Raw genomic sequence first — 23,773 nt, forward strand, 5'->3', positions numbered from 1 at the left:
TGCTTCACCTTTAGTTTCTCTTTGGATAAGAATTATTTTAGCTTAACTTAAACATTATATTATTTTTTCATGAATTTAGAAATATTAAGAGATAGAATTGTTTGTCAGTATGGATTTAAAATTCTTGATTCTAAGAATGATGCAAAATATTATAATATTTTGCATATCTTTTAATATTGTAATGATTTGGAATTTTGTCAGTTTTTTCAATATTATTAACTAATAAATTAGATAAGTATGGTGCCATCGAGATGCCTCTTGTTCCAAAGCCATTTAATATGAAGATATTTTTATGTTGGGGATGTTCTCCCAAGAAAGGCTCTCTGTCAAGAGTTGAAGGCCTTATGTGTGCTTTTTGACCAATGACTTTACATTTTAGATTTGTTATTTTTTTAAATTTTTTCAATAATTCTATTTTTGCCCATTCGTTTGTAAGTGTATTCCAAATATTCCATTCGTAAGTACCCCCAAGGTAAAATTTATTGCCTTTTAAGTGAATTAAAGATGCGTGTCTATTGTAAACTTCTTTAAAGTTTAATTTTTTGCATTCTAGTATAATGATTTCGCCTTTTGCAGGTTCAAATGGAAGGTAGGAAAAAAATCCTTTGAGTTTTTCTTTATATCCTTTTGCAAATATTAATTTTTCAAATTTGAAATCTTCTATTTTGAAAAAACTTTCTCCAAGTTTAATTTTATTTTCGTCTATATTTTTGTTTATGTATGATTTTTTTTTGATTAAATATTTTTTAATACTTTTTATATAGATTTTCGTATTAATCCTAGCTCCTTTTATTATCATTCCGCCGTTAGAGTCGTTTGAAAAATCATAAATTTTTCCATCTTTTATTTTTAAAATAAAGTTTGTCATGTTTTTATCATTTTCAATTTTATCAAGCAATTCATTTTTTTGATTTTCAGCGGTAAAGGGTCTAAAAATATTTTTTTCTATAAAAAAGTTGGATTTAATGGTTTTTTCTATTTCTTGATAGTAGTTTTTTGCAAATTCAAAAATATGTGATTCTTTCCAGGCAATGTTCATTTTTCTACCCATAATAGGATTAATAAGTCCCCCGGCTATTATTGTTGCTTTTGTATCTTCATCATCAAAAAGAATTACTTTTTTATTTCTTTTAAGTAGTTCGTAAGTAACAGTGCTTCCCGCTATTCCCCCTCCGATAACTGCAAATTCATGATGCATTATAAACTCCTTTTTAGATTTTACCTATTTATAACTTATTTATAAATTTAGAGTATTTTTGACTATAGTGAAGTTTGATTAAAGATTTATTAACTTTTTGCTTTTCAGAAATTAGGTGCAATTGTTTAGTTTTTATGCTTTATTATCATTTAAAAACCTTTTACTTTCAATTATAATATAGCATTATATTTTTGTATAAGGGATGTTTATGATCAGTGAAGAAGATAATAATAATTGTGTTTTGCATGATAAATCATTGAAATTAATTTTAAAGAGTAGATCAATAGTGATTGCTGGTGAGATTACTAAGAATATTTCTCGACTTTTCCAGGAAAAAATATTGTTGTTAGAGGCTTTAGATTCTAAAAAGCCTATATTTGTATACATTGATTCAGAAGGAGGCGATATTGATGCTGGATTTGCTATTTTTAATATGATTCGTTTTGTTAAACCTAAAGTTTTTACAGTTGGAGTAGGGCTTGTTGCAAGTGCTGCCGCTTTAATTTTTTTGGCTGCAAAATTAGAAAATAGATTTTCACTGCCTTTTGCTAGGTATTTATTGCATCAACCTTTGAGTGGATTTAAAGGAGTTGCTACAGATATTGAAATTTATACCAATGAATTAAATAAAGTTAAAAAAGAACTTAATAATATTATTTCAAAAGAAACAGGTCAAGAGATTTCTAAAGTAGAAAAGGATACTGATAGGGATTTTTGGTTAGACAGTAGCGCTGCAAAAAAGTATGGACTTATATTTGAAGTTGTTGAGACAAAGTGTCAACTTGAAGAGTTTATTTCTGCTTAGTGTTTTATTTTTTTCCTGTAATTTTGTAGATATAGATTTTAGTGTTTTGGAGCTTAAGGTTGCAAATTTTAATTTAAATGATAATTCTTCTCAAGAATTATTAGATTCTGTTTACAATATACTCAATTCAAGTTTTGATTTAATAATTATCAAGAACCTTGAAAATAAAAATGTTCTTGATTTAATCAATAATAGAGTTTTATTTGGGACTTTTAAGAATGCTTATTTTATTGATCAAGGAAAAGAGCTTTCTATTAGTATTCTCTCTAAGTGTGAAATAAACATTAAAGTTTTAAGCATAATGCAAGATTATGGTGATTTAAAAATAGGATTGCTTGTCGATTTTAAATTTAAAGATAATCGCCATGGCATTGTTATTTATAATTTAAACAATGATTTTATTGGAAATTCTATTAGCTTGCAAATTAATGAACAAATTTTATATTTAAAAGCCCAGATGGATAAATTAATGTTTATTTTAGATGAATCTGAATTTGTTATTTTTGATTTGTTAATCAAAAATGGATTTTTTAACCTAATAAATGATTCAAGTAATATTTCAATGTTGGCAAATAAAATTAATTTTAGAGTTTTTTCCAATTTTTTTGCTAAGGTTTCTTTATGTTCATTTATATTTGTAATTATAGATTATTTGCATAGCAATCACACTATTGAGAATTTTCCCCAAAAAATAGTTATCAATTGACTTTTTGGATTTATTTTCTTGAAACTTGACATCGCAATATATTATTATTTATTATATTATTCTATGCCGAAGTGGTGGAAGTGGTAGACACACAGGACTTAAAATCCTGAGGAGGAAGCTCCGTACCGGTTCAAGTCCGGTCTTCGGTATTTTCAAGATTTTTATTAATGTTTTTCAGCTATTTTTTTGTTTATAAGCGTTCCTAATACGAATGATGTTACTAAAGATGTAAAAGTTGTAAAGCTGATTTTAAAATTTAATTTTAATACGATTAACATCATTTGTAGGATTGATCCAAAAATTAAGCCCCTTGATAAATAAATAAAATTATTTAAGCGATTATCTATTATTTTCTTCATTGTTAATATTGATACAACTATTCCTATTGTTACGGCTATTGCAAATATTGTAATAAGAGCAATGTTAAATTCGGATATAATGAGTATTATTTCTTTATAAAAGCCGAGTAGTAAAAGCATTGCAGATCCCGAGATTCCTGGCAATATCATTGATGCTCCGCTTATGGTTCCAGAAGATATTAATAGTAAGTAATATTTTATTGAGTTTTTGTCTTTATGTATTGTACTTTGCAATTGCATATTAGATTCTTTGATTATTAAAAAAAGCACAATAATGGCCATGCCAATAAAAAACAATAAGTGTTTTAATATTTTTGTATTATTATTTGTTTCTTTTGTGGATATTTCTTTTTTTAGTGTTAGCATACTCCCAAATGTTAATCCCATGAAAAATACTATTAGCAATGCTTCTATTATTCCATTGTCAAAGGCATAAGTTTTAAGTATTTTTGTAGTCAATAATATTGAAGTTAGCATTCCTGTTGCCAAAGTAGTTAAAAACATTGAATTTTTTTTAATTTTTTTGAGCTTTAAGATTTCTGAAATAGAATCTACTATCTTGTAATAAATTCTTAATATTAAAGCTAGTGTTCCCCCAGAAACACCTGGGATTATGTTTGCAATTCCAAGTAAGATCCCTTTAATATAAGTATTAAGCATTTTTATTTTAGACGTTAAGTGTTTTCAATTTATATACTTTACCTATCATCACCTTCACCATTTATTGTTCCATTTTCATATCGTTTTTGTATTTTTTTTAGGTTTGTAAGAGCAACATCCTCAAGTGTAATGCCTAAATTGTTGCTTAAATTTGATAAGTACCACAAAACGTCCCCGAGCTCTTTTTTAATTGATATTAAATATTCATCATCAATAATGTAATCTTTGTCTCTTCCCAATTTTTTTATTTTTTCAACAACTTCTCCAGTTTCACCAGCAAGACCAAGTGTTGTTAAAATCAATTCTTCTTTTTTATTTTTATACTTAGCAGTTTTTTTTGCTTTTTCTTGGTATTCGTTTAATTCCATGTTGAAAGACAGTCTATTACAGTTTGTTATTATTTGCAAGTCCAAGCACGATTTATTTTTTTTATGTTTTTTATTATATTTGATTAATTAAGTGTGAAAGAATTTGTAATATGGGTAAGATTTTTTTGTTATTTAGAATAGTTTTCTTTTTTTTTAAAATAATTTGTGTTTTTTCTTATCCGGAAATAAAAAATTTTTCAAGAAATGATCCTATTTATTCTGATCTTAAAATTAAAGTTTTTAAATATAATAAAAAACAGCATATTCCCTTGTTTTTTTACTTATATAAAGTTAAAAAAGGAGATACTTTTTTTAAAATTGCTAATAAAATCAATGGGTGGCAGTCTGGCATTGCTACCGTTAATTTATTAGATTCTCCTTTTGTAAGTGTTGGGCAAGAAATTCTTATTCCCAGTAGAAAAGGAGTTTTTGTTTTTGATAGTAAAGATTATAGGTTTAATAATTTGCTTTTAGCAACAAGGGATCTTACCAAGGCTGAAAAAGTAAAAATCAAAAAAAATGACAGAGTTTATGAGTTTTATTTTTTTGATTTTGCCAAGAATCCAGATTTTGGACTTTTTTCAGGTACAGAGTTACTTTTTTTTTTAAATGCCAACTTTGTGTTTCCTTTAAAAAAATTTATTGTTAGTTCGGATTTTGGATTTAGAAATGATCCTTTTACTGGCAATAAAAGTTTTCATACAGGGATAGATCTAGCAGCTCCGATGAATACGGAAGTGTATTCTTCTTCTTCTGGAATAATTATTGAAACTGGGTACAATGATCTTTATGGCAATTTTGTTGTAGTTGGTCACAAAAATAATATTAAATCTCTTTATGGGCATTTAAATTCATATTCTGTAAAGATAGGAGATTTTGTTAAATCAGGTGAATTTCTTGGAAGGGTGGGGCAAACGGGTCGTTCTACAGGTCCCCATTTACACTTTGAAATATTAAAAAAAAATATTCCTATTAATCCTTTAAAGCTTTTGAAGTAAATAGGCTTCAGTTAACTAAACATAATATTATTAAATGATATTGATTATCAATAAATAATGATGTATAATTATTTATCCAATGAAAATATTTTTACACTTTTGCATTATAATTTTGAAAGAAAGTGTTTCATTTTAATATAATTATTAACATTAAAAAATTTTTTGGTTTCAAAATTATACATTTAATTTAAATCAGTATTATTATTTTGTATTGACTATTGTTTAATAATTTAAAATAAATCTTATTGATCGATGCGATATTCTATTATTTTATTATGTAAAGTTTTTCTTCCTATTTTCAATATTTCGGCGCATTTGCTTTTGTTGTTTTTGGAGTGAAAAAGTGTTTGCTTTATTATTTCTTTTTCAGCTTCTTTTAGGCTAATTCCTATTGGTAGTGTTATTTTAAATATAAGATTTTCATTATTCTTAATTTTTGATGGTAAATCTTCTTTGGTGATTTGCTTGCCTTTTGATAATATTAACGCGCTTTCGAGTACATTTTTTAATTCTCTAATATTTCCTGGCCAATCGTAATAATAGAGAGCTTTCATTGCATCACTAGAGAGAGTTTTTTCTTTTCTATTGTTTTCCTTTGCGACGTCTCTTATTAGTATGTTTGTTAAATGGGATATATCATCTTTTCTTTCTCTTAAAGGTGGTATGTTTATATTAATGATATTTAATCTATAAAATAAATCTTCTCTGAATTTTTCCTTTTTAATTTCCTCTTCAATGTTTTTGTTTGTTGCAGCCAGAAGTCTAATGTCAACTTTAATTGTAGTTTCTCCCCCAACGCGTTCAAAGGTTTTATTTTGCAGTACTCTTAAAAGTTTAACTTGAATTTCAGGCGAAATTTCTGCTATCTCATCTAGAAAAATTGTACCTTTGTTTGCAAGTTCAAATCTGCCTTTTTTTTGGGAAATTGCGCCAGTGAACGCTCCTTTTTCATGGCCAAAAAGTTCACTTTCAAGGATGCTCTCAGAAAGTGCAGCGCAATTTACTTTTATAAATGGCTTGTCATTTCTATTTGAAAGATCAAAAATAGCATCGGCTATTATTTCTTTGCCAACGCCGCTTTCGCCTGTTATAAGAACAGATGCATTTGATTTTGCTATTTTTATTACAAGATCAAAAATTTTTTGCATTAATAGTGATTTTCCCATGATTTTTTCATAGTATTTTAAATCTTTTCTTATTAGTATATTTTCTAAATTGACATTTTCGGCATTGTTATTTTCTTTTTTATTTAATGATCTTTTTATTATTAGCAAGAGTCTTTCAAGATCTAAAGGTTTTGTTAGAAAATCATAAGCACCCTCTCTCATTGCATCTACAGCAGAATCAACTGTTCCGTGGGCTGTTAAAATAATAAAAGGTATTTTTAAATTTTTTTCTTTAACTATTTTGAGCAATTTTTCTCCAGATATGTGAGGCATTCTCAGGTCAGATATTATTACATCAAGATTTTCATTTTCAATTGTTTCAAGAGCTTCTTCTCCGTCGCTAGCAGTAAAAACAAAATATCCTTCATCCTCAAGATAAGTAGCAATTCCTTCTCTAATATTCTTTTCATCATCAGCTACAAGTATTTTGCTCATTTTCAATACCCTTCAATTAAAATATTTTTTTTATTTAGTTTAGGAAGCGTAATTGTAAAAATAGTACCTTTGTTTTCTTTGCTTTCCACAAAAATTTCACCCCCAAGCTCTTTTATTATTTTATAAGAAATAGTAAGCCCTATTCCACTTCCTTTTTCTTTTGTACTAAATTGAGGTTTAAATATTTCCTCTTTTACTTCATCTTTTATCCCATTTCCATTATCTTTTATGTTGATATATATTTTATTGTCTTTTTCGAAAAGAAAAATTTCTATTTTTTTTATTTCTTTTTTTGTTTCAAGCAGTGCTTCTTCTGCGTTTTTAACGATGTTTATAATAACTTGTTTTAAAAGTTTCTCATCAACAAGAATATTGTTTATTTTGTTTAAATTGAGCAATAGTTTTATATTTTTGTTTTCTAATTCAGGATTTAACAATTCACTCACGCTGTTTATTACCTGTTTAATGTCTTTTTCTTGTAAGTTGATTTTTATTGGTCTGACAGTTAATAAAAATTCTGTTACTATTTTATCTACTCTGTTTATTTCTTCTTTTATTACTTTAAAATAATTTTCAGCTTTACCATTTTTTATTTTTTGTTTTTTAATTTCCTTTTTTAGTAGTTGTAAATTTATATCGATTGCTCCAAGTGGGTTTTTGATTTCATGAGCAATATTTCTTGCATTTCTTGTAAAAGATGCCAAAGCTTCAACTCTCCTGAACAGTTCTTCTTTCTTCTTTTTCTCTTTAATGTCTTCGATTAAAATAATATTGCCTTCAAGTTTTTTTTCTTTTACATAAGGCATAAATGAAATTTTAATATATATGTTGTTTGAGATTGGAACTTCTAATCCTATTATTTTATCTTCTGTTCTAACCAGTTCTTTTATTAAATTTATTAAGATTGGAATTTGAATATCATCAAGAATTTCTATTTTTGATTTAGATGTTAAAGCTAGAATTTGGTATAAAATCTTGTTTGAATAGATTATGTTGTTTTGTTTGTCAAGCACAATTATTCCTTCATTAATTGATGCAAATATTCCGTCATATATTTCTATTTTTTTGTATATTTGTTCAATAAATTTAATTTTTTGTTCATTAGATAATTTGTTTAGCTTTGTTAAAGCTTTTTTGAAAAAATTATTCATATCTCTTCGTAATTTAGCATCAAGTTTTCTATTATTAATTTTTTATTTTGATTATAAGGGCGATATTTGTAAACATTTTTCAAATATTCTGTATATTTTAGATATTGGTTAATATTTATCTTGTTTTCTAAAAAATCTTTTCTAATGTTAATTGTAAGTTCGTTTAAAAATATTTTAAAGCTTTGATCATCTTTTATAAATTCGATTTCTTCAAGATTAAATATGGATTTTTTTTCTTTTATTATATTTAAAATTTTTATTGATTCTTTTTTTATTTTTTTACTTTCTTCTTTGTAAAATGAGGCGAAATACTCCCCAATTGTTATATCCTCGTTTATTAGAAAGCTTTCTTTAAATCTTTTAACTTCTAATATTCTTTCTGGTTTTGTAAAATTGTAGATTCTAAGTCTTGAAAGTATTGTTTTTGGTATTTTGTTCTTATTTCTTGCTGATAAGATAAAGTAAATATTTGAAGGAGGCTCTTCTAGTATTTTTAAAAGCGAGTTGTGTACATTAAATGATAAATTTTCGATTTCGTTTATGTAGATTACCTTTGGTTTTTCTTTTTCAGAAAAAATCCAACTTTGAATTTTTTTTACATCATAAACAGTGATACTATGATTTAGTTCTTTGTTTATATTTTCTATATTTTTTATAAGTTCATTTTTTATGTTTATATTATATTCTTTTTGATAATAAACAGAATTAATGTAGTTGATATTTTTCTCTATTTTTTTCAAATTTTTTTCATTACTGAAATAACATTTAGTAAAAATTACAGTTTTAATGTATTCTAAGTATTTATTTACTATCTTATGCGAATTTGTAAAAAGGTGTGCTTTTGCTTCTATTGTATCTAGATTTGAGAAAATGAGCAAATTAGGGTTTGTTAAGTTTTTTTCGTTTAATATTTTTTTTGCAATCTCAATTGCGCTGGCCTTTTTTGACGAAAACTTTTCTCCCAGCAAAAGAATTGCATTTGGCAATATTTTTTGATCATATTCGTTTATTATGTCTTTGGCAATCTTGGGAAGTATTGTCATTGTTGTTTCCTTTTATTTTGTTTTTGAGATTTTAAAGAGATAGTTTATTCCGGGGGTTAAATAATCAAGAAGTTTGCTTTCTTTTAGAAAATATTCAGGTTTAAATATTTGTTGTGAGTGTATTATGTAAACCACGATTGCAATTATTCCAAAAGCTTCAAGTAGACCAAGTACTAAGCCTAGTATTCTATTGAAGAATAATAATTTAAGTTGACTTATTATTGATTCTATTAGGGATTGCAGTATCAAAAATCCTATATGTATGAGTAGAAAAAATACAAGTAGTGCTTGAATATAGGATAATTCAATAATAGGTTCAACCAGTCTTCTAAACTCTTCGGTTTTTTTGTAAAGTAGTAGTATTAAAACAAAAACTTCGGCAAATCCGCTAATTTCTTTAATAAATCCTCTTAAAAATCCTCTAAATCCTAAAGATGTAAAAATTATTATTATTAGTATGTCTACTATTCCGGTTATTTTTACAGGATCGTTTGCTGTCATTTGGATTTTGTCTCCTTAATATCTTTTATTAGTAATTTGGCTATTAAAGTTGAAGAATGCTTATTATTGAATTTTTTGATATTTGCTTTTAGAGAGTTGATTTTTTCTGTATCTTTTAAAGTTTCTTTTATAATTTTCAAAATATTTGTATTTAAAATTTCATCTTCATCTATATAAATGCAGGCATTTTGATTTTTTAGTAATTTTGCATTTTTAATTTGATCTCCTCTAGAGCCTTTTTTAAATGGAATCAAAATTATACATGCGCAAGCATTTGCAAATTCTTTTATTGCTCCAGCCCCAGCTCTGCTTATTATTATATTGGAAAATTTAACTATGCTTGCCATTTCTTGTGCGTTAAAAAATTGTCTTCTTAAATAATTGTCTTCTCTTAGGTCATTTAAGTTTTTCCCCGATTGATGGACTAAGTAGATCTTTGTATCCTTTTTAATACGAAGTGCAAGATTGTTTAAAGCATTGGCACCAAGAGATCCCCCAAGTATGCTAACAATTGGTTTGTTAGTGTTTTGAGTTAATTGTTTGATGATTTTGGGATTTGGAGTTAAAAACTCTTTTCTTATGGGAGATCCCGTGTAAATAATTTTTTTGTGGTTTTTAAAGTATTTTTCACTTTCTTTGAAACTTATGTGTATTTTGTTTGCAAATTTAGAGTTAATTTTTGTTGCAAGTCCGGGATCTAGGTCCATTTCATGGGTTATTCTTTTTATTTTTAGCAAACTAGATGCAATAATTGTAGGAGTTGATACAAATCCCCCAGTTGCATAGACAATCTGAGGGTTATATTTTTTTAAAACGTAAAAGCTTTTTATTATTCCAAGTATTACTTTGAAAAAGTCAGTAAAGTTTTTAAAAGAAAAATAGCGTCTAAGTTTTCCGCATGGGACCGAAATAAATTTAATATTGTTTTGTTCTTTTATCAATCTTTCTTCTATAGAATTTTTTTTGCCTATCCAAAAAAATTCAATTTCATTATCAAGTTCTTTTAATTTTTGTATTATAGATATTCCTGGAAATACGTGACCCCCAGTCCCACCTCCTGTAAAAAATATTATTTTTTTATTTGACATATATTTTTTTACTCATAAAAACAATAGATCATTTGCTTTGTAATAAATTTTTGTGTACTTTATTTTAATATTATATTGCAATGCAAATTTTCCTTTGTATTAAAAAAATAGATTCAATATTCAATCTTTAAAATTGAATCTAATGAAATTTAAATTCAAAATGTATTTTTTAAAAAATTTTCAATCCGAACTCCTTCTTTTTTTAAGACATTTTCTTTAATCGAATCTTTTATTATTAAGTGAATAGCTTTTGTTGTTTTTTCCAAGGCCTGTTCTATTTCAAATTTTTCTAAGTATCCTATAAGCAAACTAGTAAATAAATCTCCCGTTCCACTGAAATTTTGTTCTAATCTTTCTAAGAAAAACTCCGAGTATTCTTTGCTTTTGGGATTGTAGCAAATATTTCCTAAAAGATCTCCTTTTTTGATGCTTGTAACTACTACTACTCCTTTTGTATCAAGCTTTGATATTGCTTTTATGATGTCATCTTTGTTATTAAGTTGTGTCCTTTTGCTTAGCATTTCAAGCTCTGTGATATTGGGTGTTATTATGTTTGCATATTTTATGATTTTTCTAAATCCACCAATTATTTTATTATCAAATATAGGGTAAATTTTTCCATTGTCAGCAAATACAGGGTCAATTACAATTTTTTCAAATTTTATCAAGTTAATTATTTTTTCTATTATTGTTTGTTGCGTTTCGCTTCCCAGAAATCCTGTATAGAGTATGTCAAAATGTTCATTTTGTTCTTTCCATATCTTGATAAATTTTTCCAAATGGTCAGTTAAATCCACCATTTCAAATTTTTTATAAGCTGTTGAAGCAGAAAGGACAGCTGTTACAAAAGGACACACTTGCATATTAAACGAAGATATTACCGGTATGCATATTGTGAGAGATGTTCTTCCCATACTTGAAATATCATGCATTGCTAAAATTCTTTTCATTATTTTTTCCCCTTATACTGGTTTTTATAATTTTCTATTCTTGAATTTGCATCAATTTCGATTGGGCTTTCTCCGTATTTTAGATACATATTAAATCCAAGTCCCGCAATCATTGCTCCATTATCTGTACAAAGATCAAGTGGAGGATAATAAGTTTGTATTTTAAGTCTATCTATTTTTTCTCTTAGGTATAAATTGCTTGCAACACCCCCTGCTATTACCAATTTGTTGATTCGAGTATCTTTTATTGCCCTTTTTAGTGGGGTTATTAGATTTTCAAAGGCAGCTTTTTGGAAACTTGCAGCTATATTGTTTTTTGTTGTTGGGTTATCTTTGCTTTTGAATTTTTCGAGTTGGTGTATGCAAGCTGTTTTTAGTCCGGAGTATGAAAAATCATACCAGTTTTCTTTTTTTCTAAAGGTGGTAACTGGAAATTTAAATGTATTTTCATCTCCATTTTTAGACATTTCTTCGATGTTTGGACCCCCTGGAAATCCCATATCATAATGTTTTGCTACTTTGTCAAAAGCTTCTCCACAAGAATCATCTAGAGTTCTTCCAAGTATTTCAACATCATCGAAATTTTTTTGTTTAGCAATCAATGTATGTCCACCGCTTAATAATAGTGATATAAATGGATATTCTATTTTTGAATGCATTAAAGGGGCATAAAGATGGCCTAAGATGTGGTCAATGCAAATAATAGGTTTTTTTAATGAAATTGCTAGACCTTTGGCAAAGTTTAATCCCACTATTAAAGACCCAATAAGTCCAGGTCTGGATGTTACAGCTATTAAGTCAATTTCAGATATTTTAGTATTTGCCTTTTTGAGTGCTTTTATACAAACAGACATAATAGCTTCAGTATGAAGCCTTGATGCAATTTCAGGCACTACGCCGTAATATTTTTTATGTTCTTTTTGATTTAATTTTATATTGCTTAAAATACGAATGCCGTTTTCTACTACAGCTATGCAACAGTCGTCACAAGAAGTTTCTATTCCAAGCACTTTCATCTGATTGTTTCCTCGTAGAGATTTAATAAGTTGTCAAATTCGAATTCCTGGTTTAAATTGGGCTCTTCTTTTTCAAGGACTTTTAGTGTATTTTTAGACCAAATGTGTCCAATTACTCTTACTATTCCACGTTTTCTGGCAATATTTTTTGCTTTTTCAAGTTCTTTGAGTACAGACTCTTCTGTATCTTTGCTGTCAAGAAATACGTCTCTTCTTTCTACTCTAATTCCAATTTCTTTACCTATTGTTTCTGGTACGTTTCCTGCAATAGTTACGCTGTCGAAAAAATATCTGTTAATTTCTTTAAGCTTTATCAAAATGATTTTCATCAAATCTTTATTTGAAGTGATTAAACTACCCATGTGATTGTTCATTATTTTTGCATCAGGATACTTTTTAAATGTTTTTTCAATTTTTTTGTGTATTTCTTCCTTTTTATCTTTTATGTTTATATGAAATTTTTCTATTGAATTTCTATGTTTTGATTGCATTGGGAAATGTATTATTACTGTCTTTTTGCTATTTTTTAGTTTTTTGTATAAACTCATTGATTTTGGTAAAAATGGAATAATAGCATAATTTATTTCAAGATTAAGTTTTATAAATTGTTCTAACATGAATTCATCATATCCCACATCGTCGATGATTAAGTAAAATTTAGGCCTTATTCTGGCTTTTTGATTTTCTTTGTTACTTTTTATTATTAAGTCGTCTTTTTGTATTTTTTGAAACCTGTCTTTAAATGGTGCATTTACAATTTTTGAATTGTTGTTAAAATAGAAAAAACTTGTAAATGCTTGAGCTGTTGCAATAATAATAGAAATTATAATAATAAATTTATTTTTTTTAATATAAAATAAAAACATTCATGACCACTGACTTACAAGTAGACCAGAACATGTCATGAATGTCAATGTTAATTTATCTCTGCCTTTAGTTTTTTAAGAACTCTTTTTTCAATTTGTCTTACAGTTTCTGATGATATTCCAAGTTCTGTTGAAATATCTTTTAAGGTGCTTTTTTTAGGACTATTGTCCAGGTTGTATCTTTTTTTGATTATGTATCTTTCTTTTTCAGTTAATTTTGTTTCAAGTACATAATTCAAGTGTTTTAGTGTTGAGTCTTGCTCAAGAGTAATTTCAGGGTTAAAAGAATTATCTTCGTATAGATTCAAGAGTGTTGAATTTTCAGATCCCTCTATTTCTTTATCCAGAGAATATTCTTTTTCAAGATAAGGAATAATTTTTATGTATTGAGCAGGAGATAGATTGAATCTTTTCATTATTTCTTCTTTTTTGGGTGATTTTTCTTCTTCTGTTAAATATTTATTTATTTGTAGTATCAGATTTTCTTTTCTGTATGGAACTTTTACCAATCTAGTTTTAGTGTTTAATGCTCTTTGTAGAGATTGCTTGATCCAGAACGATGCATAAGTTGAAAATTTAGTGTTTTTATTAGGGTCGTATTTTTCAGCGGCTCTTATTAATCCCAAGTTGCCTTCTTGAATTAAGTCCTCAATTTTTAGCCCTTTACCCGCATATCTTTTTATTATTTTTAAAACAAGTCGCAAATTTGCGTTTATCATTTTATTTTTTGCTTTTGCGCTGCCTCTTTGTATTTGTCCTGCAAGTTTAATTTCTTCTTCATGAGTAATTAGCTTATGCTCTCTTACCGACTTTAAATATATGTTTAAATCCTCGTTGCTAAATATATTCATATTAGTATATTTTTCTCCCCTTTCTTGAATATTGTGATTAAGTTTTTATACTTAACTTCCATGCAAAAATTGTGCCAATTTAGTTTAAAACTATTTTTAAGTTAAATTGGATATAATTTTAAGGAAGAAATGTTTTTCAAATTATTTATTTTTTTGCAATTGATTATAAATTAAATTGGCAATTCCAAAGCTTTGAGATTGTGCTATTTGCTTTGCCCTTTGTTCGTAAAGCATGTCTTCAAAAATTTCTTCTACTTGGCCTCCGCTTAGCAGATTTTGATTTTTGTTAAGAGTTTTTTTCATGCTTTCAAGCATTTGCTTGATAAATATAGCTTCAAATTCTAAGGAAGCTTTTCGAAGTTCTTCGTCTTTTTTAAAAGCCTTTTTTATTTCTGTGGGATTTTTAAAGTTATTTATTTGACTTTTAAATTTTAGATTTTGTGAATTAATTTTAGTTTCCATCAATTTCCTCCAAGATAAGTTCTCCATTTAATTTATTGATTTTTTGTGCAGCTTGAATTATTTGAATTAATTCTTTATTGCTAAGATTGTCGGAATTTTTCAATAAGAATTCATTTAATTTCATTGAGTTTATTTGAATTGTTGTTTTATTATTGTCATTTAAAATATTTTGATTGTCTTTTTCAATAGAAAACGTAAACGTTCCTATTGTTGCATTTTCACTTGCTAGGATAATACTATTTTTTTTGTCTATTAGTATCTTAGGATTAGTTTCTATTTTAATATTTTCAATCTCTTCTAATAGACTCATGTTTTTTGCTTCTATTTCTATTGTGCTATCTGATTTAATTTCGTTGTTGATTTTCCTAGAGGCCAATATTTTATGAATTCTATTTATTAACGTATAATCTCCTTTTTTAAGAATTACATTATAACTGTAGTTAATATTTTGATTCTCATTTATTATTACGCTATCTAGAGTATATTCAGATCCTTTTAATTTGTTATTGGTCTGTATAATTCCTGATGCAATTGCTATTATTTTTCCTTCTTTATTTTTAATATCTGTTTTTAAAAGTATCCCATTTGTTAGATCTTTTGAGTCTAATATTGGTGCAATGAAAGCTTTATGTTTTGAGCCTTTAATTGGATTACCTTTTACTTGGAGGATGACATTTACTAGTGCAATATTTTTGCTTTCTATGCTATTAGGGCTTATTTCATCTATTGTATTGTTTTCTTCTAAAATTTTACTTATAAGGTCTTTTTGTTTTAGAGAGTCTCCTTTTCCAGCAAGACCCACTACTATTCCAATACCTGTTAAAAAATTTGTGTTTGTGGGGCTAATATTTGAAATTTCTTTTAATTTTACGCTTTCAGACAGGTTGTCGTTAAATGATTGTTCTATTTTTAGTTCTGTTGAAGCTTTGTTTGTTTGGGCTAATAAGCTTGTTGCAAATGCAATTAACATTAACATTAGTTTGTCCATTTTTTACCCTATTTGTTTTATTCATTTAGCATCTATCATTTTATATCAATTATTGTAATAAATGAAACTTTTTTCGGTAAATTGCTAATTAATCTTTGATTTGTTAAATATTGTTTGTATTAAGGATTAAAATTAATAATTTTTGGATTTAAGGAAAAAAATAAAGCATATTATTCTTTTTGCACTTTGTTTAATCTTATTTCTTCATTTTTGATTATGTTTCGTGTAACTTTATATTTACTATTATTTAATTCATTCAGACTTAAAACATCATTTATTTCGGTTGTGTTAATTTTGTATTTAAAGTAGATGTTGTGTTCATTAAGGATTTCATTTTTTTTTAGATTTTCTTTTGCAAATACAATGGGCTCAATTATATCAATATACATATTAATGTAATTGTGTCTTTTGTAACTTTCAAAGTTTTTTGCATAATAAACTAGAGTTTTTTGAATTGGAATATTTTTGTATGAGTTGTTGCTTTTTACTTTGAATTTTATTTTTTTGAAAAATTTGTCGTCTTTGTCGTCTATATTTATTTCAGATTCATCAAAATTGAATTGAAGTATATAGATATTTTCATTTGATAAATTTTTTGTGATGTAATAAATCATTTCAAAAATTATTGATTTTTTTGTTAAATGTGGGGGGATATATATTTTTGATAAGCTTTGATTGTTGCATATTTTTGAATACTTTTTTGAAAAGAAATATGTTTTACTAGGAGTAATATTGAAGCACAAATTGTGAGCAGCACTCACAATTGAGCTTGTTGTGAAAAATAAAATAAAAATAAATAATTGTTTCTTTATTTTATTGCCTTTTTAAATTATTTGCGATTCCTAGCATATTGTCAGAAGTTTGAATAGCCTTTGAGTTTATTTCATAAGCCCTTTGAGCTACTATCATTGTTACCATTTCTTCAGCAATAGATACATTCGACATTTCAAGAATGCCTTGTCTTAGTTTTCCCATTCCTTCACTTCCCGGTATTCCTGCTATTTCTTGACCTGATCCAGCTGTTTCTTTGAATAAATTGCTTCCAATAGCACTTAGTCCCGCAGGATTAACAAATCTTGATATTTCAATTTGTCCAAGTTCTACCGGTTCGTTGTTGTCATCAATTTTTACTGACACTATTCCTTGTTCAGATATTGCAATTGAATTTTGAATATATTCTTCCGGGAAAAATATATTAGGCAATACTTTGTATCCTTGGCTTGTTACTAGCTCTCGATTAGAGTCGATTTTAAATGATCCATCTCTAGTATATGCATAAGTTCCATCAGGCAGAAGAATTTTGTAAAATCCATCTCCTTCAATAGCAACATCAGTAAGTAAATTGGTGGATTGCATTTTGCCTTGTTCAAATATTCTCTGAGTAGCAGCAATTTTTGTTCCGTGACCAACTTGATTTCCAACAGGTCTTAAAGTATGTTCAGTTGCAGGAGTTCCGGCTCTATTATGGGTTTGATAAATTAAATCCTCAAATTCTGCTCTTATTTTTTTAAATCCCGTAGTATTCACATTTGAAAGATTATTAGCAATTGTGTCTACATTGTATTGTTGTGCAGTCATTCCACTTGCCGCTGTCCATAATGCTCTCATCATAAAATATGCTCCTTAATATTTTCCAATTTCATTTATTAATTTTCCTAAAAGACTATCTTCAGTTTGTATTGTTTTTTGATTAGCTTCGTAAGCTCTGTTGATTTCAATCATTAAAACCATTTCTTTAACGGCATTAACATTGGAGGCCTCGAGAGCCCCCGTTTCTATTTTAGGCCTTAATAATACATCAATTTCTTGTGCTTTGCCGGATGTTTTCGTATCAATCCATAAAGAATTTCCTTGTTTTTTGAGAAACCTGGGATTTTCAAAATTTACAATTCTGATGGTATCAAGCAGTTCGTAATTTTCCCAGGAATTTTCATACTCACCAACAAGTTTTCTAGGGTTTGATTCAAAGTTTGAATTGTGGAAGATTTGTCCTTGAGATGTTATTTTAAAATTATTTTTTTTCAGATATATATGTCCTTTTTCACCAAGAACAGGAAATCCGCTTTTTGTAACAAGGATTCCCTCTTTTCCAATAGTAAAAGAACCATTTCTTGTATATCTTTCTCCATCTGAAGTTTGTATTACAAAAAACCCTTGATCAGTAAGTGCTAAATCTAATGGATTGCCAGTAGTTTTTAATGGGCCTTGTTCAAATATTGTATATATTTCATTCTCTTCAACTCCTGTTCCTAGTTTGCCTACAATAGGAGCTGTTTCAAGATGCCCTTTAGGAAATTTATAAAGTCCATCATCATTTAGTCTTCTTATTAGCATTTCTGGAAATGCTTTTTGAATGGATAAATCTTTTTTATATCCAATAAGATCTATGTTTGCCAAATTATTTGATACTACATCAAGCTTGCGCCTTTCTGCCATCATTCCGCTAGCAGCTGTATAGATTCCTCTTACCACGGTTAAATCCTTCAAGACAATTAACTTTATTAATACTAGCATCAATTGTTTTATATAACAATTGATTGACTTATTGTTTTTTCTTAATTTTATATTTTTTATCTAGCTATCTAGATTCTATATTGATAATTAAAATTGTAAAATAAGTTATATAATAATATTTGTGGTTAATTTTAAAATTATTAATCTTATATTAATCTTATTAATCTCAAATGAGTTTATTAATCTCAAATGAGTAATTTAAAAAAAAGAATTATAATTTATAATTATTAGTTTTAAGGAGAACCGATGAATAGCATTTTTTCAAAGTTTTTTCTTTTTTTTTGTTTTGCAATGCTTTTATTTGCAAATTCAGAAGATTCAGAAGATTCAAATGAAAGGGAAATTATTAATAAGGCTGAAAACCTTAATTCTGAAGATGAGGTTTTAGGATATTGGGTTGGTTATGATGATGTTAGTAATATAAAAAATTCTATTGTTTATATTTATAAATACAATGGAGAAGTTTATGGTCGAATTTTAACTGTAATAAAAGATGGCAAAAAGTATGATGCTGAAAATCCTTCAGGAGACACTGTGGTTGGCTTTGAAAATCTTGCAATAGAAGGTCTTGATTTTATGTGGGGCCTTAAGTATTCTTCTGCTTCTAAAAAGTGGGATAGAGGTAAAATAATAGATCCTAAAAACGGTAAAATTTATAATTCTGAGATGAGCGTTGATAGTAAAACTGGAAATCTTATCACCAAGGGAAAAGTTTGGATTTTTGGCAGAAGTAAAGTTTGGACAAGAGCTAAATTTGATGAAATACCAAAAGTAGACTTGCATAATCTTGTTCCAGTGCCCCCTGTAAGAAAATAAATTTGGTTTTTGGTTTTACTATTTTGAAAAAATACATAAACATATAAATGGGACAAGTATGTTATGAAAAATAAAACAGAGTATTACGATCAGTTTATTGCAAAAGTACCCAATTTCCCTAAAAAGGGTGTTCTTTTTTATGATATTACTAGTGTTTTGTTAAAACCCGAAGTTTATACCTCGTTAATAAATGAGGTATATTCTTTTTATAATCTCAAAAAGATTGATTGCATTGCAGTTGTTGAGTCTAGAGGATATTTAATAGGTGCGCCTTTGTCTTTGAAAATGCAACTCCCTCTTGTTTTAATTCGAAAAGAAGGTAAATTGCCCAGAGAAGTTTTTAGCGAAGAGTATGAGCTTGAATACGGCTTTGGGAAAATAGAGGTACACAAAGATGATGTTAGGATGTATTCCAATATTCTTTTAATAGATGATATATTAGCTACTGGAGGAACTTTGAAGTCGTCTGCAATTTTGCTAGAGAGAGCCGGAGGTAGGGTTAAGGATATTTTTTGTTTTATTGAGCTTTGCGGTATTAATGGTAGACAGATTCTTGAAAACTATAAGGTCAATTCTCTTGTAAGGTACAATTAATTTAATGCTTGACTTTTCTTTTTTATTAAATTTACAATGTTTAGTTGAGGTAATGTAATGTATGCATTGGTAGAAATAAATGGCAAGCAATATAAGGCTGTTGAGGGCGAATTTCTAAAAATAGACAAAATTTCTCCTATTGAAAAAGATAAGTTAGAATTTAATAGTGTTTTGCTTATTAATAAAGATGGAGAGATTAAAATAGGAAAGCCTTATGTTATAAATTCTCTCATTAGATGTACCTATAAAGAAGATAAAAAAGATAAAAAGGTTGTTTCTTACAGATATAGAAGAAGAAAATCAAGTGAGAGAAAAGTTGGGCACAGACAAACCTATTCTTATATTTTGGTTGATGAAATAGTTTTTTAAGTTTATTGATTAATGTTTTAGTAAAAGTAAAAGACGATGTAATCATTTATCTTTTAGCTAATGGTCATGCTATGAATAAAAATAATGTTAACATTGTTTGCGCCCCTTTTTCTTTTATTTTAAGAACCTTTTTCAGCGTTCTTGACCTTGAAGGTGAGACTTTTATTGTAAAAAATTCAAAAAGAGGCTATTTGGAGTTTAAGCCTTTTTTTAAGGATTTAAGTAAAGAAAGTCTTTTTTATTATAGTAGATTTTTAATTAGAGGCATAAGTGATTTGTGCTTTGAGTATCCTAATGACATTAAATTAGTTTTGGAGGAAAATTAATGGCAACAAGTAAAAGTGGTGGTAGTTCAAAAAATGGACGAGATTCTATATCTAAGCGACTTGGAGTTAAAAGAAGCGGAGGCCAGTTTGTTAAGGCTGGAGAAATAATTGTTAGACAAAGAGGTACAAAATTTCATAAGGGTAAAAATGTCGGTCTTGGAAGAGACTATACAATATTTGCGCTTTTATCTGGTAAGGTGGAGTTTAAAACTTTAGGGGGACGAAAATATGTAAATATTGTTAATATGTAAATATTTGTTAGTTTTAATCGAAAAATTGGAGAAAGTTTGTATAACTTTAAGGATTCTGTAAATATAACGGTGGCTTCAGGCAATGGTGGTTCTGGGTGCGTTTCTTTTTTAAGAGAAAAATTTAATGCAAAGGGTGGTCCAGATGGTGGAAATGGTGGGAGTGGTGGGAGTGTAATTTTTAAGGTAAGAGAAAATCTTCGCACTTTATCTTTTTATAAAAATGGGCATGTGCTTTGTGCTGAAAATGGGAAACCTGGAATGGGCTTTAAGAGAAGTGGTGCTAATGGTAAAGATTTAATTCTTTTTGTTCCTCCAAATACAGACATTTATAATGAAAATGATGGAACTTTTTTGTGTAAGCTTGAAAACTTAAATGACGAATTTGTTATTTTAAAGGGTGGCAGAGGTGGTCTTGGTAATTGTAATTTTAAAACTTCAGTTAGAAGAGCGCCAAGATTTGCTCAACCCGGAGAATCAGGTAATAGTTTGAATGTGCGTCTTGAACTTTTTTTGGTGGCAGATATTGGACTTGTTGGGCTTCCTAATGCTGGTAAATCTTCTCTTCTTAATAGAATAACTTCAGCAAAATCTAGGGTCGCAAATTATCCTTTTACAACAAAGACTCCCCATCTTGGTGTACTTAGATGTTCTTATGATGATTTAATAATTGCAGATATTCCAGGAATAATTGAAGGTGCTAGTTATGGAGTAGGGCTTGGAACTAAATTTTTAAAACATATTGCCAAAACTAAAATTTTAGCTTTAGTGATTGATGTTTCTGAGGCAAATTTTTTAGAATCATACAACATTCTTTTAAATGAATTAAAATCTTATAGTTACAAGCTTTTTAATAAAAAAAAAATTATTATTGCCAATAAGCTTGATTTGGATAGTTCTGTGAAAAATTTTGATTTCTTGACAAAAGCCTTAGGAAAAGAAAAGATTATCGGTATCTCTATTTATGAGAATAAAGGGATTGATGAACTTGTTAAAGAATTTTTTATTTTAGCTAAAACTTTTGAATAAAATTGATTTTTATTCTGGGCTTTTTTATTTTTAGGACTTGGTTTTTGGATGTCAAATTTATTTGATTTAAGGAAAAATGATTCATGAGAATTGCAATATTAGGGGGTACTTATAATCCAGTTCATATTGGGCATATTTTTTTGGCTAAAGAGATAGAGTGTTTATTAAATGTTGATAGAGTAATATTTATTCCTACTTGTAATCCGGCTCATAAATTGATTGAGGAGAATGTTAGTGTTCAAAATAGAATAGATATGCTCAAGCTTGCATTAGAGAATGAAAGTAAAATGTTCATAGATGATTGTGACATAATAAATGGCGGTATAACTTATACTGTTGATACTATTTCTTGTGTTAAGAAAAAATATAAAAACGATAAACTTTTTTTGGTTATTGGTGATGATCTTTTCCAAAATTTTGATTCATGGAAAGATCCCCAAAGTATTGCAAGCTCCGTTGATCTTGTTATTGCTCACAGAGTCTACAAAGAGAGGCTAAAAAGTTCTTTTAAACATATTTATGTAGATAATAAAATAATACCGATCTCCTCATCAGAGATTAGAAGTAGAATTGCTAATGGATTTCCTGTTAGCTATTTGCTACCCTTTGGTGTGTTAAAATACATTAAAGATAATAATTTATATGTTAAAAAGGTAAATGTTTGAGAAAGGATTTAATTTTTTTAGTTTTAATTGTTCTGATAATAGCAAGTGTAGCAATTTTTTTTATTAGAAGTTCTAAGGAAGAGTTGGTTTACTTCGAACTTAATACAAAGAGCAATATTAGTTTTTTGTTTCTGGTAGAAGATCTTAACAAAAATCTTGTAAGTATGCAAGAAATTTTTATCAATATAAAAACAGGAAATATTGGTTTTTTAGACATTCCAGTTCATACTGGATATGAAGATTTAAAAGGTAATATATCTTGGTTTAAAGATCTTTACAAAAAAAATTCTTTTAATAAGTTTTTATCTAAAATTTATACACAATTATCCCATGAATCAGATTATTATATTCGTTTTCAAAAAGAAAATTTTGTTAAACTTATTGATTACTTAGGAGGGGTTAGACTTCTTGTCAAAAATCCAGTAAAAATTTATAGTTTTGAGGATTCTATTTTGATACCCTCCGGTACTTCTAATTTTGATGGTGATAAAGTTTATGATTATTTGAGATATTTCAATGATGTTAATCAATTTGAAGAGAGAATTGAGTTTTTTAAAGAGTTTTTTAAAAAACTTCTTTTTAAAATTTCAGATTTTGGTATTGAAAATGACAATTTTTTTAAAATCTATTCTATGCTAGATACTAACCTTTCAGAGGTTGTTTTTAAGTATATTGTTAAAAATTATAAAATAAATAATGATAAAATTATTCCTATTAATATTAAAGGACAAGAAGAGATTTTCAAGGATAATGATAATAATTTGATAAAGGTGGTTTTTCCTTATTATGGAGGCGCTATTTTAAAAGAATCTGTGGACAAATTAAATAAAGAGTTGATTAATGAAGGCGCAGAAGAGATAGTAAAGATTATTATTCTAAATGGAACAAAAGTTGCTGGACTTGCAAAAAAAACAACAAATATTTTTAATTCTTTAAAATTTAAAGTTTTAAAATTTGGTAATGCAGATAAAAATTCTTATAAAAATACCTTGATTATAAATAATTCGGATAATTTAGAAATGGCTGTTAGAGTTGGGGAGGCAATTAAAACCGCGAATATTAAGCCAATTTCTGAAATTCAAGCTAAAAGATTTTTAGAGCTTGATAATCTTGATATTAATCCTGATGTAATAGTTGTTTTAGGAGATGATTTTGATGGAAGATACGTTAAAAGCAAGTGATATTAATGCTTTATGCAAAATAATAAGCGATTTTAATGGAATTAACGTTATAGGTATTAATGTTAGCAATATTTGCAATTGGACTGATTTTTTCGTAATAGCTACTTTTGTATCATTTAAACAGATGGAAGCTTTGTATGCTGATAAGATAGTTAAATTTTTTAAAGAAAAAAAAATTAATCTTAATGTCCAAGGAAAAGGATTAGTTTATGATTGGACTGTTGTCTCAGCTGAAAATTTGGTAATTCATTTAATGAGTGAAAAGTCTAGAGAATACTATGAGCTTGAAAAAATATGGTCTAAAGGAATTATTATTTATCCTTAATTACTGTTTAATTAAAAAAACTAAAAATATCATAAAAATATGTTTACAAAAAATAGAAAATATTTTAGATTTAAGGTATGTACTTTTTGCGGGAG

The 23,773-nt window shown here is 27.4% G+C and carries 28 protein-coding genes, 1 tRNA gene and 1 pseudogene; 13 read left to right on the top strand and 17 right to left on the bottom strand.

Going from position 1 to position 23,773, the window contains the following annotated elements; all coding sequences use genetic code 11:
* Positions 1–130: 130 nt before the first annotated feature.
* Positions 131–1,198, bottom strand: coding sequence for an NAD(P)/FAD-dependent oxidoreductase (locus QIA21_RS04425; protein ID WP_301393265.1), 1,068 nt, complete (start codon positions 1,196–1,198; stop codon positions 131–133).
* A 208-nt stretch (positions 1,199–1,406) separates the two neighbouring features.
* Between QIA21_RS04425 and QIA21_RS04430 the strand changes: the two genes are divergently transcribed.
* The 3 genes from QIA21_RS04430 to QIA21_RS04440 all read left to right on the top strand — a co-directional run bounded on the left by QIA21_RS04430 (position 1,407) and on the right by QIA21_RS04440 (position 2,858).
* The gene (locus QIA21_RS04430; protein WP_301393266.1) at positions 1,407–2,003 is read left to right on the top strand and encodes an ATP-dependent Clp protease proteolytic subunit; all 597 of its coding nucleotides are present in this window, start codon (positions 1,407–1,409) and stop codon (positions 2,001–2,003) included.
* Positions 2,004–2,049: 46 nt separating this feature from the next.
* Positions 2,050–2,709 (top strand): hypothetical protein, encoded by a 660-nt coding sequence (locus QIA21_RS04435; protein WP_301393396.1) that lies wholly within the window; start codon positions 2,050–2,052, stop codon positions 2,707–2,709.
* Between the two features lie 65 nt (positions 2,710–2,774).
* Positions 2,775–2,858 (top strand) — tRNA-Leu (locus tag QIA21_RS04440).
* Between the two features lie 15 nt (positions 2,859–2,873).
* Here QIA21_RS04440 and QIA21_RS04445 read toward each other — a convergent pair.
* Positions 2,874–3,728 (bottom strand): DUF368 domain-containing protein, encoded by an 855-nt coding sequence (locus tag QIA21_RS04445; RefSeq protein WP_301393267.1) that lies wholly within the window; start codon positions 3,726–3,728, stop codon positions 2,874–2,876.
* A 38-nt stretch (positions 3,729–3,766) separates the two neighbouring features.
* Positions 3,767–4,096: a nucleoside triphosphate pyrophosphohydrolase family protein gene (locus tag QIA21_RS04450; RefSeq protein ID WP_091971664.1), complete on the bottom strand. Its 330-nt coding sequence runs from the start codon at positions 4,094–4,096 to the stop codon at positions 3,767–3,769.
* 110 nt (positions 4,097–4,206) lie between these two features.
* Between QIA21_RS04450 and QIA21_RS04455 the strand changes: the two genes are divergently transcribed.
* Complete coding sequence (locus QIA21_RS04455) at positions 4,207–5,094, top strand: LysM peptidoglycan-binding domain-containing M23 family metallopeptidase (RefSeq protein WP_301393268.1); 888 nt, start codon at positions 4,207–4,209, stop codon at positions 5,092–5,094.
* A 242-nt stretch (positions 5,095–5,336) separates the two neighbouring features.
* Here QIA21_RS04455 and QIA21_RS04460 read toward each other — a convergent pair whose 3' ends face one another.
* From QIA21_RS04460 to flgF, 14 genes and pseudogenes are all read right to left on the bottom strand, one after another.
* On the bottom strand, positions 5,337–6,695 hold the full coding sequence (locus tag QIA21_RS04460; RefSeq protein WP_301393269.1) for a sigma-54-dependent transcriptional regulator: 1,359 nt from the start codon (positions 6,693–6,695) through the stop codon (positions 5,337–5,339).
* A 2-nt stretch (positions 6,696–6,697) separates the two neighbouring features.
* Positions 6,698–7,846, bottom strand: a complete 1,149-nt coding sequence (locus QIA21_RS04465) for a two-component system sensor histidine kinase NtrB (RefSeq protein WP_301393270.1) — start codon at positions 7,844–7,846, stop codon at positions 6,698–6,700.
* The gene (locus QIA21_RS04470; RefSeq protein ID WP_301393271.1) at positions 7,843–8,889 is read right to left on the bottom strand and encodes a hypothetical protein; all 1,047 of its coding nucleotides are present in this window, start codon (positions 8,887–8,889) and stop codon (positions 7,843–7,845) included. The genes QIA21_RS04465 and QIA21_RS04470 overlap by 4 nt, the downstream gene beginning before the upstream one ends.
* Positions 8,890–8,901: 12 nt before the next feature.
* Positions 8,902–9,390: a CvpA family protein gene (locus QIA21_RS04475; RefSeq protein WP_301393272.1), complete on the bottom strand. Its 489-nt coding sequence runs from the start codon at positions 9,388–9,390 to the stop codon at positions 8,902–8,904.
* Positions 9,387–10,478, bottom strand: a complete 1,092-nt coding sequence (gene murG, locus QIA21_RS04480) for an undecaprenyldiphospho-muramoylpentapeptide beta-N-acetylglucosaminyltransferase (protein WP_301393273.1) — start codon at positions 10,476–10,478, stop codon at positions 9,387–9,389. Before murG ends, QIA21_RS04475 begins: the two co-directional genes overlap by 4 nt.
* A gap of 155 nt (positions 10,479–10,633) precedes the next feature.
* Positions 10,634–11,428: a PfkB family carbohydrate kinase gene (locus QIA21_RS04485; protein ID WP_301393274.1), complete on the bottom strand. Its 795-nt coding sequence runs from the start codon at positions 11,426–11,428 to the stop codon at positions 10,634–10,636.
* Positions 11,403–12,444: pseudogene (tsaD, locus tag QIA21_RS04490) on the bottom strand (tRNA (adenosine(37)-N6)-threonylcarbamoyltransferase complex transferase subunit TsaD). The gene QIA21_RS04485 and the pseudogene tsaD overlap by 26 nt, the downstream one beginning before the upstream one ends.
* Positions 12,441–13,310 (bottom strand): divergent polysaccharide deacetylase family protein, encoded by an 870-nt coding sequence (locus tag QIA21_RS04495; protein ID WP_301393276.1) that lies wholly within the window; start codon positions 13,308–13,310, stop codon positions 12,441–12,443. The pseudogene tsaD and the gene QIA21_RS04495 overlap by 4 nt, the downstream one beginning before the upstream one ends.
* A gap of 50 nt (positions 13,311–13,360) precedes the next feature.
* A complete protein-coding gene (rpoS, locus tag QIA21_RS04500) occupies positions 13,361–14,161 on the bottom strand; it encodes an RNA polymerase sigma factor RpoS (protein WP_301393278.1) in 801 nt (266 codons plus the stop codon).
* A gap of 141 nt (positions 14,162–14,302) precedes the next feature.
* Positions 14,303–14,623 carry a rod-binding protein gene (locus QIA21_RS04505; RefSeq protein WP_301393280.1) on the bottom strand — a complete coding sequence of 107 codons (321 nt, stop codon included), beginning with the start codon at positions 14,621–14,623 and terminating at the stop codon, positions 14,303–14,305.
* Positions 14,613–15,611 (bottom strand): flagellar basal body P-ring protein FlgI, encoded by a 999-nt coding sequence (locus QIA21_RS04510; RefSeq protein WP_301393282.1) that lies wholly within the window; start codon positions 15,609–15,611, stop codon positions 14,613–14,615. Before QIA21_RS04510 ends, QIA21_RS04505 begins: the two co-directional genes overlap by 11 nt.
* Positions 15,612–15,781: 170 nt before the next feature.
* Positions 15,782–16,354 carry a hypothetical protein gene (locus tag QIA21_RS04515; RefSeq protein WP_363323799.1) on the bottom strand — a complete coding sequence of 191 codons (573 nt, stop codon included), beginning with the start codon at positions 16,352–16,354 and terminating at the stop codon, positions 15,782–15,784.
* Between the two features lie 70 nt (positions 16,355–16,424).
* Positions 16,425–17,222: a flagellar basal-body rod protein FlgG gene (gene flgG / locus QIA21_RS04520; protein WP_091971624.1), complete on the bottom strand. Its 798-nt coding sequence runs from the start codon at positions 17,220–17,222 to the stop codon at positions 16,425–16,427.
* A 12-nt stretch (positions 17,223–17,234) separates the two neighbouring features.
* Positions 17,235–18,083, bottom strand: coding sequence for a flagellar basal-body rod protein FlgF (gene flgF / locus QIA21_RS04525; protein WP_301393283.1), 849 nt, complete (start codon positions 18,081–18,083; stop codon positions 17,235–17,237).
* Positions 18,084–18,371: 288 nt separating this feature from the next.
* Between flgF and QIA21_RS04530 the strand changes: the two genes are divergently transcribed.
* The 9 genes from QIA21_RS04530 to rsfS all read left to right on the top strand — a co-directional run bounded on the left by QIA21_RS04530 (position 18,372) and on the right by rsfS (position 23,678).
* Positions 18,372–18,941: a DUF2147 domain-containing protein gene (locus tag QIA21_RS04530; protein ID WP_301393285.1), complete on the top strand. Its 570-nt coding sequence runs from the start codon at positions 18,372–18,374 to the stop codon at positions 18,939–18,941.
* Positions 18,942–19,004: 63 nt separating this feature from the next.
* A complete protein-coding gene (locus QIA21_RS04535) occupies positions 19,005–19,535 on the top strand; it encodes an adenine phosphoribosyltransferase (protein WP_301393286.1) in 531 nt (176 codons plus the stop codon).
* A gap of 57 nt (positions 19,536–19,592) precedes the next feature.
* A complete protein-coding gene (gene rplU / locus QIA21_RS04540) occupies positions 19,593–19,904 on the top strand; it encodes a 50S ribosomal protein L21 (protein WP_091971614.1) in 312 nt (103 codons plus the stop codon).
* A gap of 5 nt (positions 19,905–19,909) precedes the next feature.
* A complete protein-coding gene (locus tag QIA21_RS04545) occupies positions 19,910–20,230 on the top strand; it encodes a ribosomal-processing cysteine protease Prp (protein ID WP_091971611.1) in 321 nt (106 codons plus the stop codon).
* Positions 20,230–20,481 (top strand): 50S ribosomal protein L27, encoded by a 252-nt coding sequence (gene rpmA, locus QIA21_RS04550; RefSeq protein WP_091971608.1) that lies wholly within the window; start codon positions 20,230–20,232, stop codon positions 20,479–20,481. The genes QIA21_RS04545 and rpmA overlap by 1 nt, the downstream gene beginning before the upstream one ends.
* A gap of 36 nt (positions 20,482–20,517) precedes the next feature.
* Positions 20,518–21,507, top strand: a complete 990-nt coding sequence (gene obgE / locus QIA21_RS04555; protein WP_301393287.1) for a GTPase ObgE — start codon at positions 20,518–20,520, stop codon at positions 21,505–21,507.
* A gap of 83 nt (positions 21,508–21,590) precedes the next feature.
* Positions 21,591–22,172, top strand: coding sequence for a nicotinate (nicotinamide) nucleotide adenylyltransferase (nadD, locus tag QIA21_RS04560; RefSeq protein ID WP_091971602.1), 582 nt, complete (start codon positions 21,591–21,593; stop codon positions 22,170–22,172).
* Positions 22,169–23,353 carry an LCP family protein gene (locus QIA21_RS04565; RefSeq protein WP_301393290.1) on the top strand — a complete coding sequence of 395 codons (1,185 nt, stop codon included), beginning with the start codon at positions 22,169–22,171 and terminating at the stop codon, positions 23,351–23,353. Before nadD ends, QIA21_RS04565 begins: the two co-directional genes overlap by 4 nt.
* On the top strand, positions 23,328–23,678 hold the full coding sequence (rsfS, locus tag QIA21_RS04570) for a ribosome silencing factor (protein ID WP_301393291.1): 351 nt from the start codon (positions 23,328–23,330) through the stop codon (positions 23,676–23,678). Before QIA21_RS04565 ends, rsfS begins: the two co-directional genes overlap by 26 nt.
* Positions 23,679–23,773 lie beyond the last annotated feature (95 nt).

Origin of the sequence: Borreliella japonica (genome assembly GCF_030438115.2) — a bacterium.
Lineage (GTDB): Bacteria > Spirochaetota > Spirochaetia > Borreliales > Borreliaceae > Borreliella > Borreliella japonica.

What these genes read in the sequence shown, in the direction of transcription:
- QIA21_RS04505 (WP_301393280.1), bottom strand. Translation starts at nt 14,623, where the DNA reads ATGGAAACTAAAATTAATTCACAAAATCTAAAATTTAAAAGTCAAATA.
- QIA21_RS04455 (WP_301393268.1), top strand. Translation starts at nt 4,207, where the DNA reads ATGGGTAAGATTTTTTTGTTATTTAGAATAGTTTTCTTTTTTTTTAAA.
- murG (WP_301393273.1), bottom strand. Translation starts at nt 10,478, where the DNA reads ATGTCAAATAAAAAAATAATATTTTTTACAGGAGGTGGGACTGGGGGT.
- QIA21_RS04430 (WP_301393266.1), top strand. Translation starts at nt 1,407, where the DNA reads ATGATCAGTGAAGAAGATAATAATAATTGTGTTTTGCATGATAAATCA.
- QIA21_RS04470 (WP_301393271.1), bottom strand. Translation starts at nt 8,889, where the DNA reads ATGACAATACTTCCCAAGATTGCCAAAGACATAATAAACGAATATGAT.
- QIA21_RS04495 (WP_301393276.1), bottom strand. Translation starts at nt 13,310, where the DNA reads ATGTTTTTATTTTATATTAAAAAAAATAAATTTATTATTATAATTTCT.
- QIA21_RS04475 (WP_301393272.1), bottom strand. Translation starts at nt 9,390, where the DNA reads ATGACAGCAAACGATCCTGTAAAAATAACCGGAATAGTAGACATACTA.
- flgG (WP_091971624.1), bottom strand. Translation starts at nt 17,222, where the DNA reads ATGATGAGAGCATTATGGACAGCGGCAAGTGGAATGACTGCACAACAA.
- rpmA (WP_091971608.1), top strand. Translation starts at nt 20,230, where the DNA reads ATGGCAACAAGTAAAAGTGGTGGTAGTTCAAAAAATGGACGAGATTCT.
- QIA21_RS04485 (WP_301393274.1), bottom strand. Translation starts at nt 11,428, where the DNA reads ATGAAAAGAATTTTAGCAATGCATGATATTTCAAGTATGGGAAGAACA.
- QIA21_RS04460 (WP_301393269.1), bottom strand. Translation starts at nt 6,695, where the DNA reads ATGAGCAAAATACTTGTAGCTGATGATGAAAAGAATATTAGAGAAGGA.
- QIA21_RS04450 (WP_091971664.1), bottom strand. Translation starts at nt 4,096, where the DNA reads ATGGAATTAAACGAATACCAAGAAAAAGCAAAAAAAACTGCTAAGTAT.
- QIA21_RS04445 (WP_301393267.1), bottom strand. Translation starts at nt 3,728, where the DNA reads ATGCTTAATACTTATATTAAAGGGATCTTACTTGGAATTGCAAACATA.
- rpoS (WP_301393278.1), bottom strand. Translation starts at nt 14,161, where the DNA reads ATGAATATATTTAGCAACGAGGATTTAAACATATATTTAAAGTCGGTA.
- nadD (WP_091971602.1), top strand. Translation starts at nt 21,591, where the DNA reads ATGAGAATTGCAATATTAGGGGGTACTTATAATCCAGTTCATATTGGG.
- QIA21_RS04510 (WP_301393282.1), bottom strand. Translation starts at nt 15,611, where the DNA reads ATGGACAAACTAATGTTAATGTTAATTGCATTTGCAACAAGCTTATTA.
- QIA21_RS04535 (WP_301393286.1), top strand. Translation starts at nt 19,005, where the DNA reads ATGAAAAATAAAACAGAGTATTACGATCAGTTTATTGCAAAAGTACCC.
- QIA21_RS04465 (WP_301393270.1), bottom strand. Translation starts at nt 7,846, where the DNA reads ATGAATAATTTTTTCAAAAAAGCTTTAACAAAGCTAAACAAATTATCT.
- QIA21_RS04530 (WP_301393285.1), top strand. Translation starts at nt 18,372, where the DNA reads ATGAATAGCATTTTTTCAAAGTTTTTTCTTTTTTTTTGTTTTGCAATG.
- QIA21_RS04425 (WP_301393265.1), bottom strand. Translation starts at nt 1,198, where the DNA reads ATGCATCATGAATTTGCAGTTATCGGAGGGGGAATAGCGGGAAGCACT.
- rsfS (WP_301393291.1), top strand. Translation starts at nt 23,328, where the DNA reads ATGGAAGATACGTTAAAAGCAAGTGATATTAATGCTTTATGCAAAATA.
- rplU (WP_091971614.1), top strand. Translation starts at nt 19,593, where the DNA reads ATGTATGCATTGGTAGAAATAAATGGCAAGCAATATAAGGCTGTTGAG.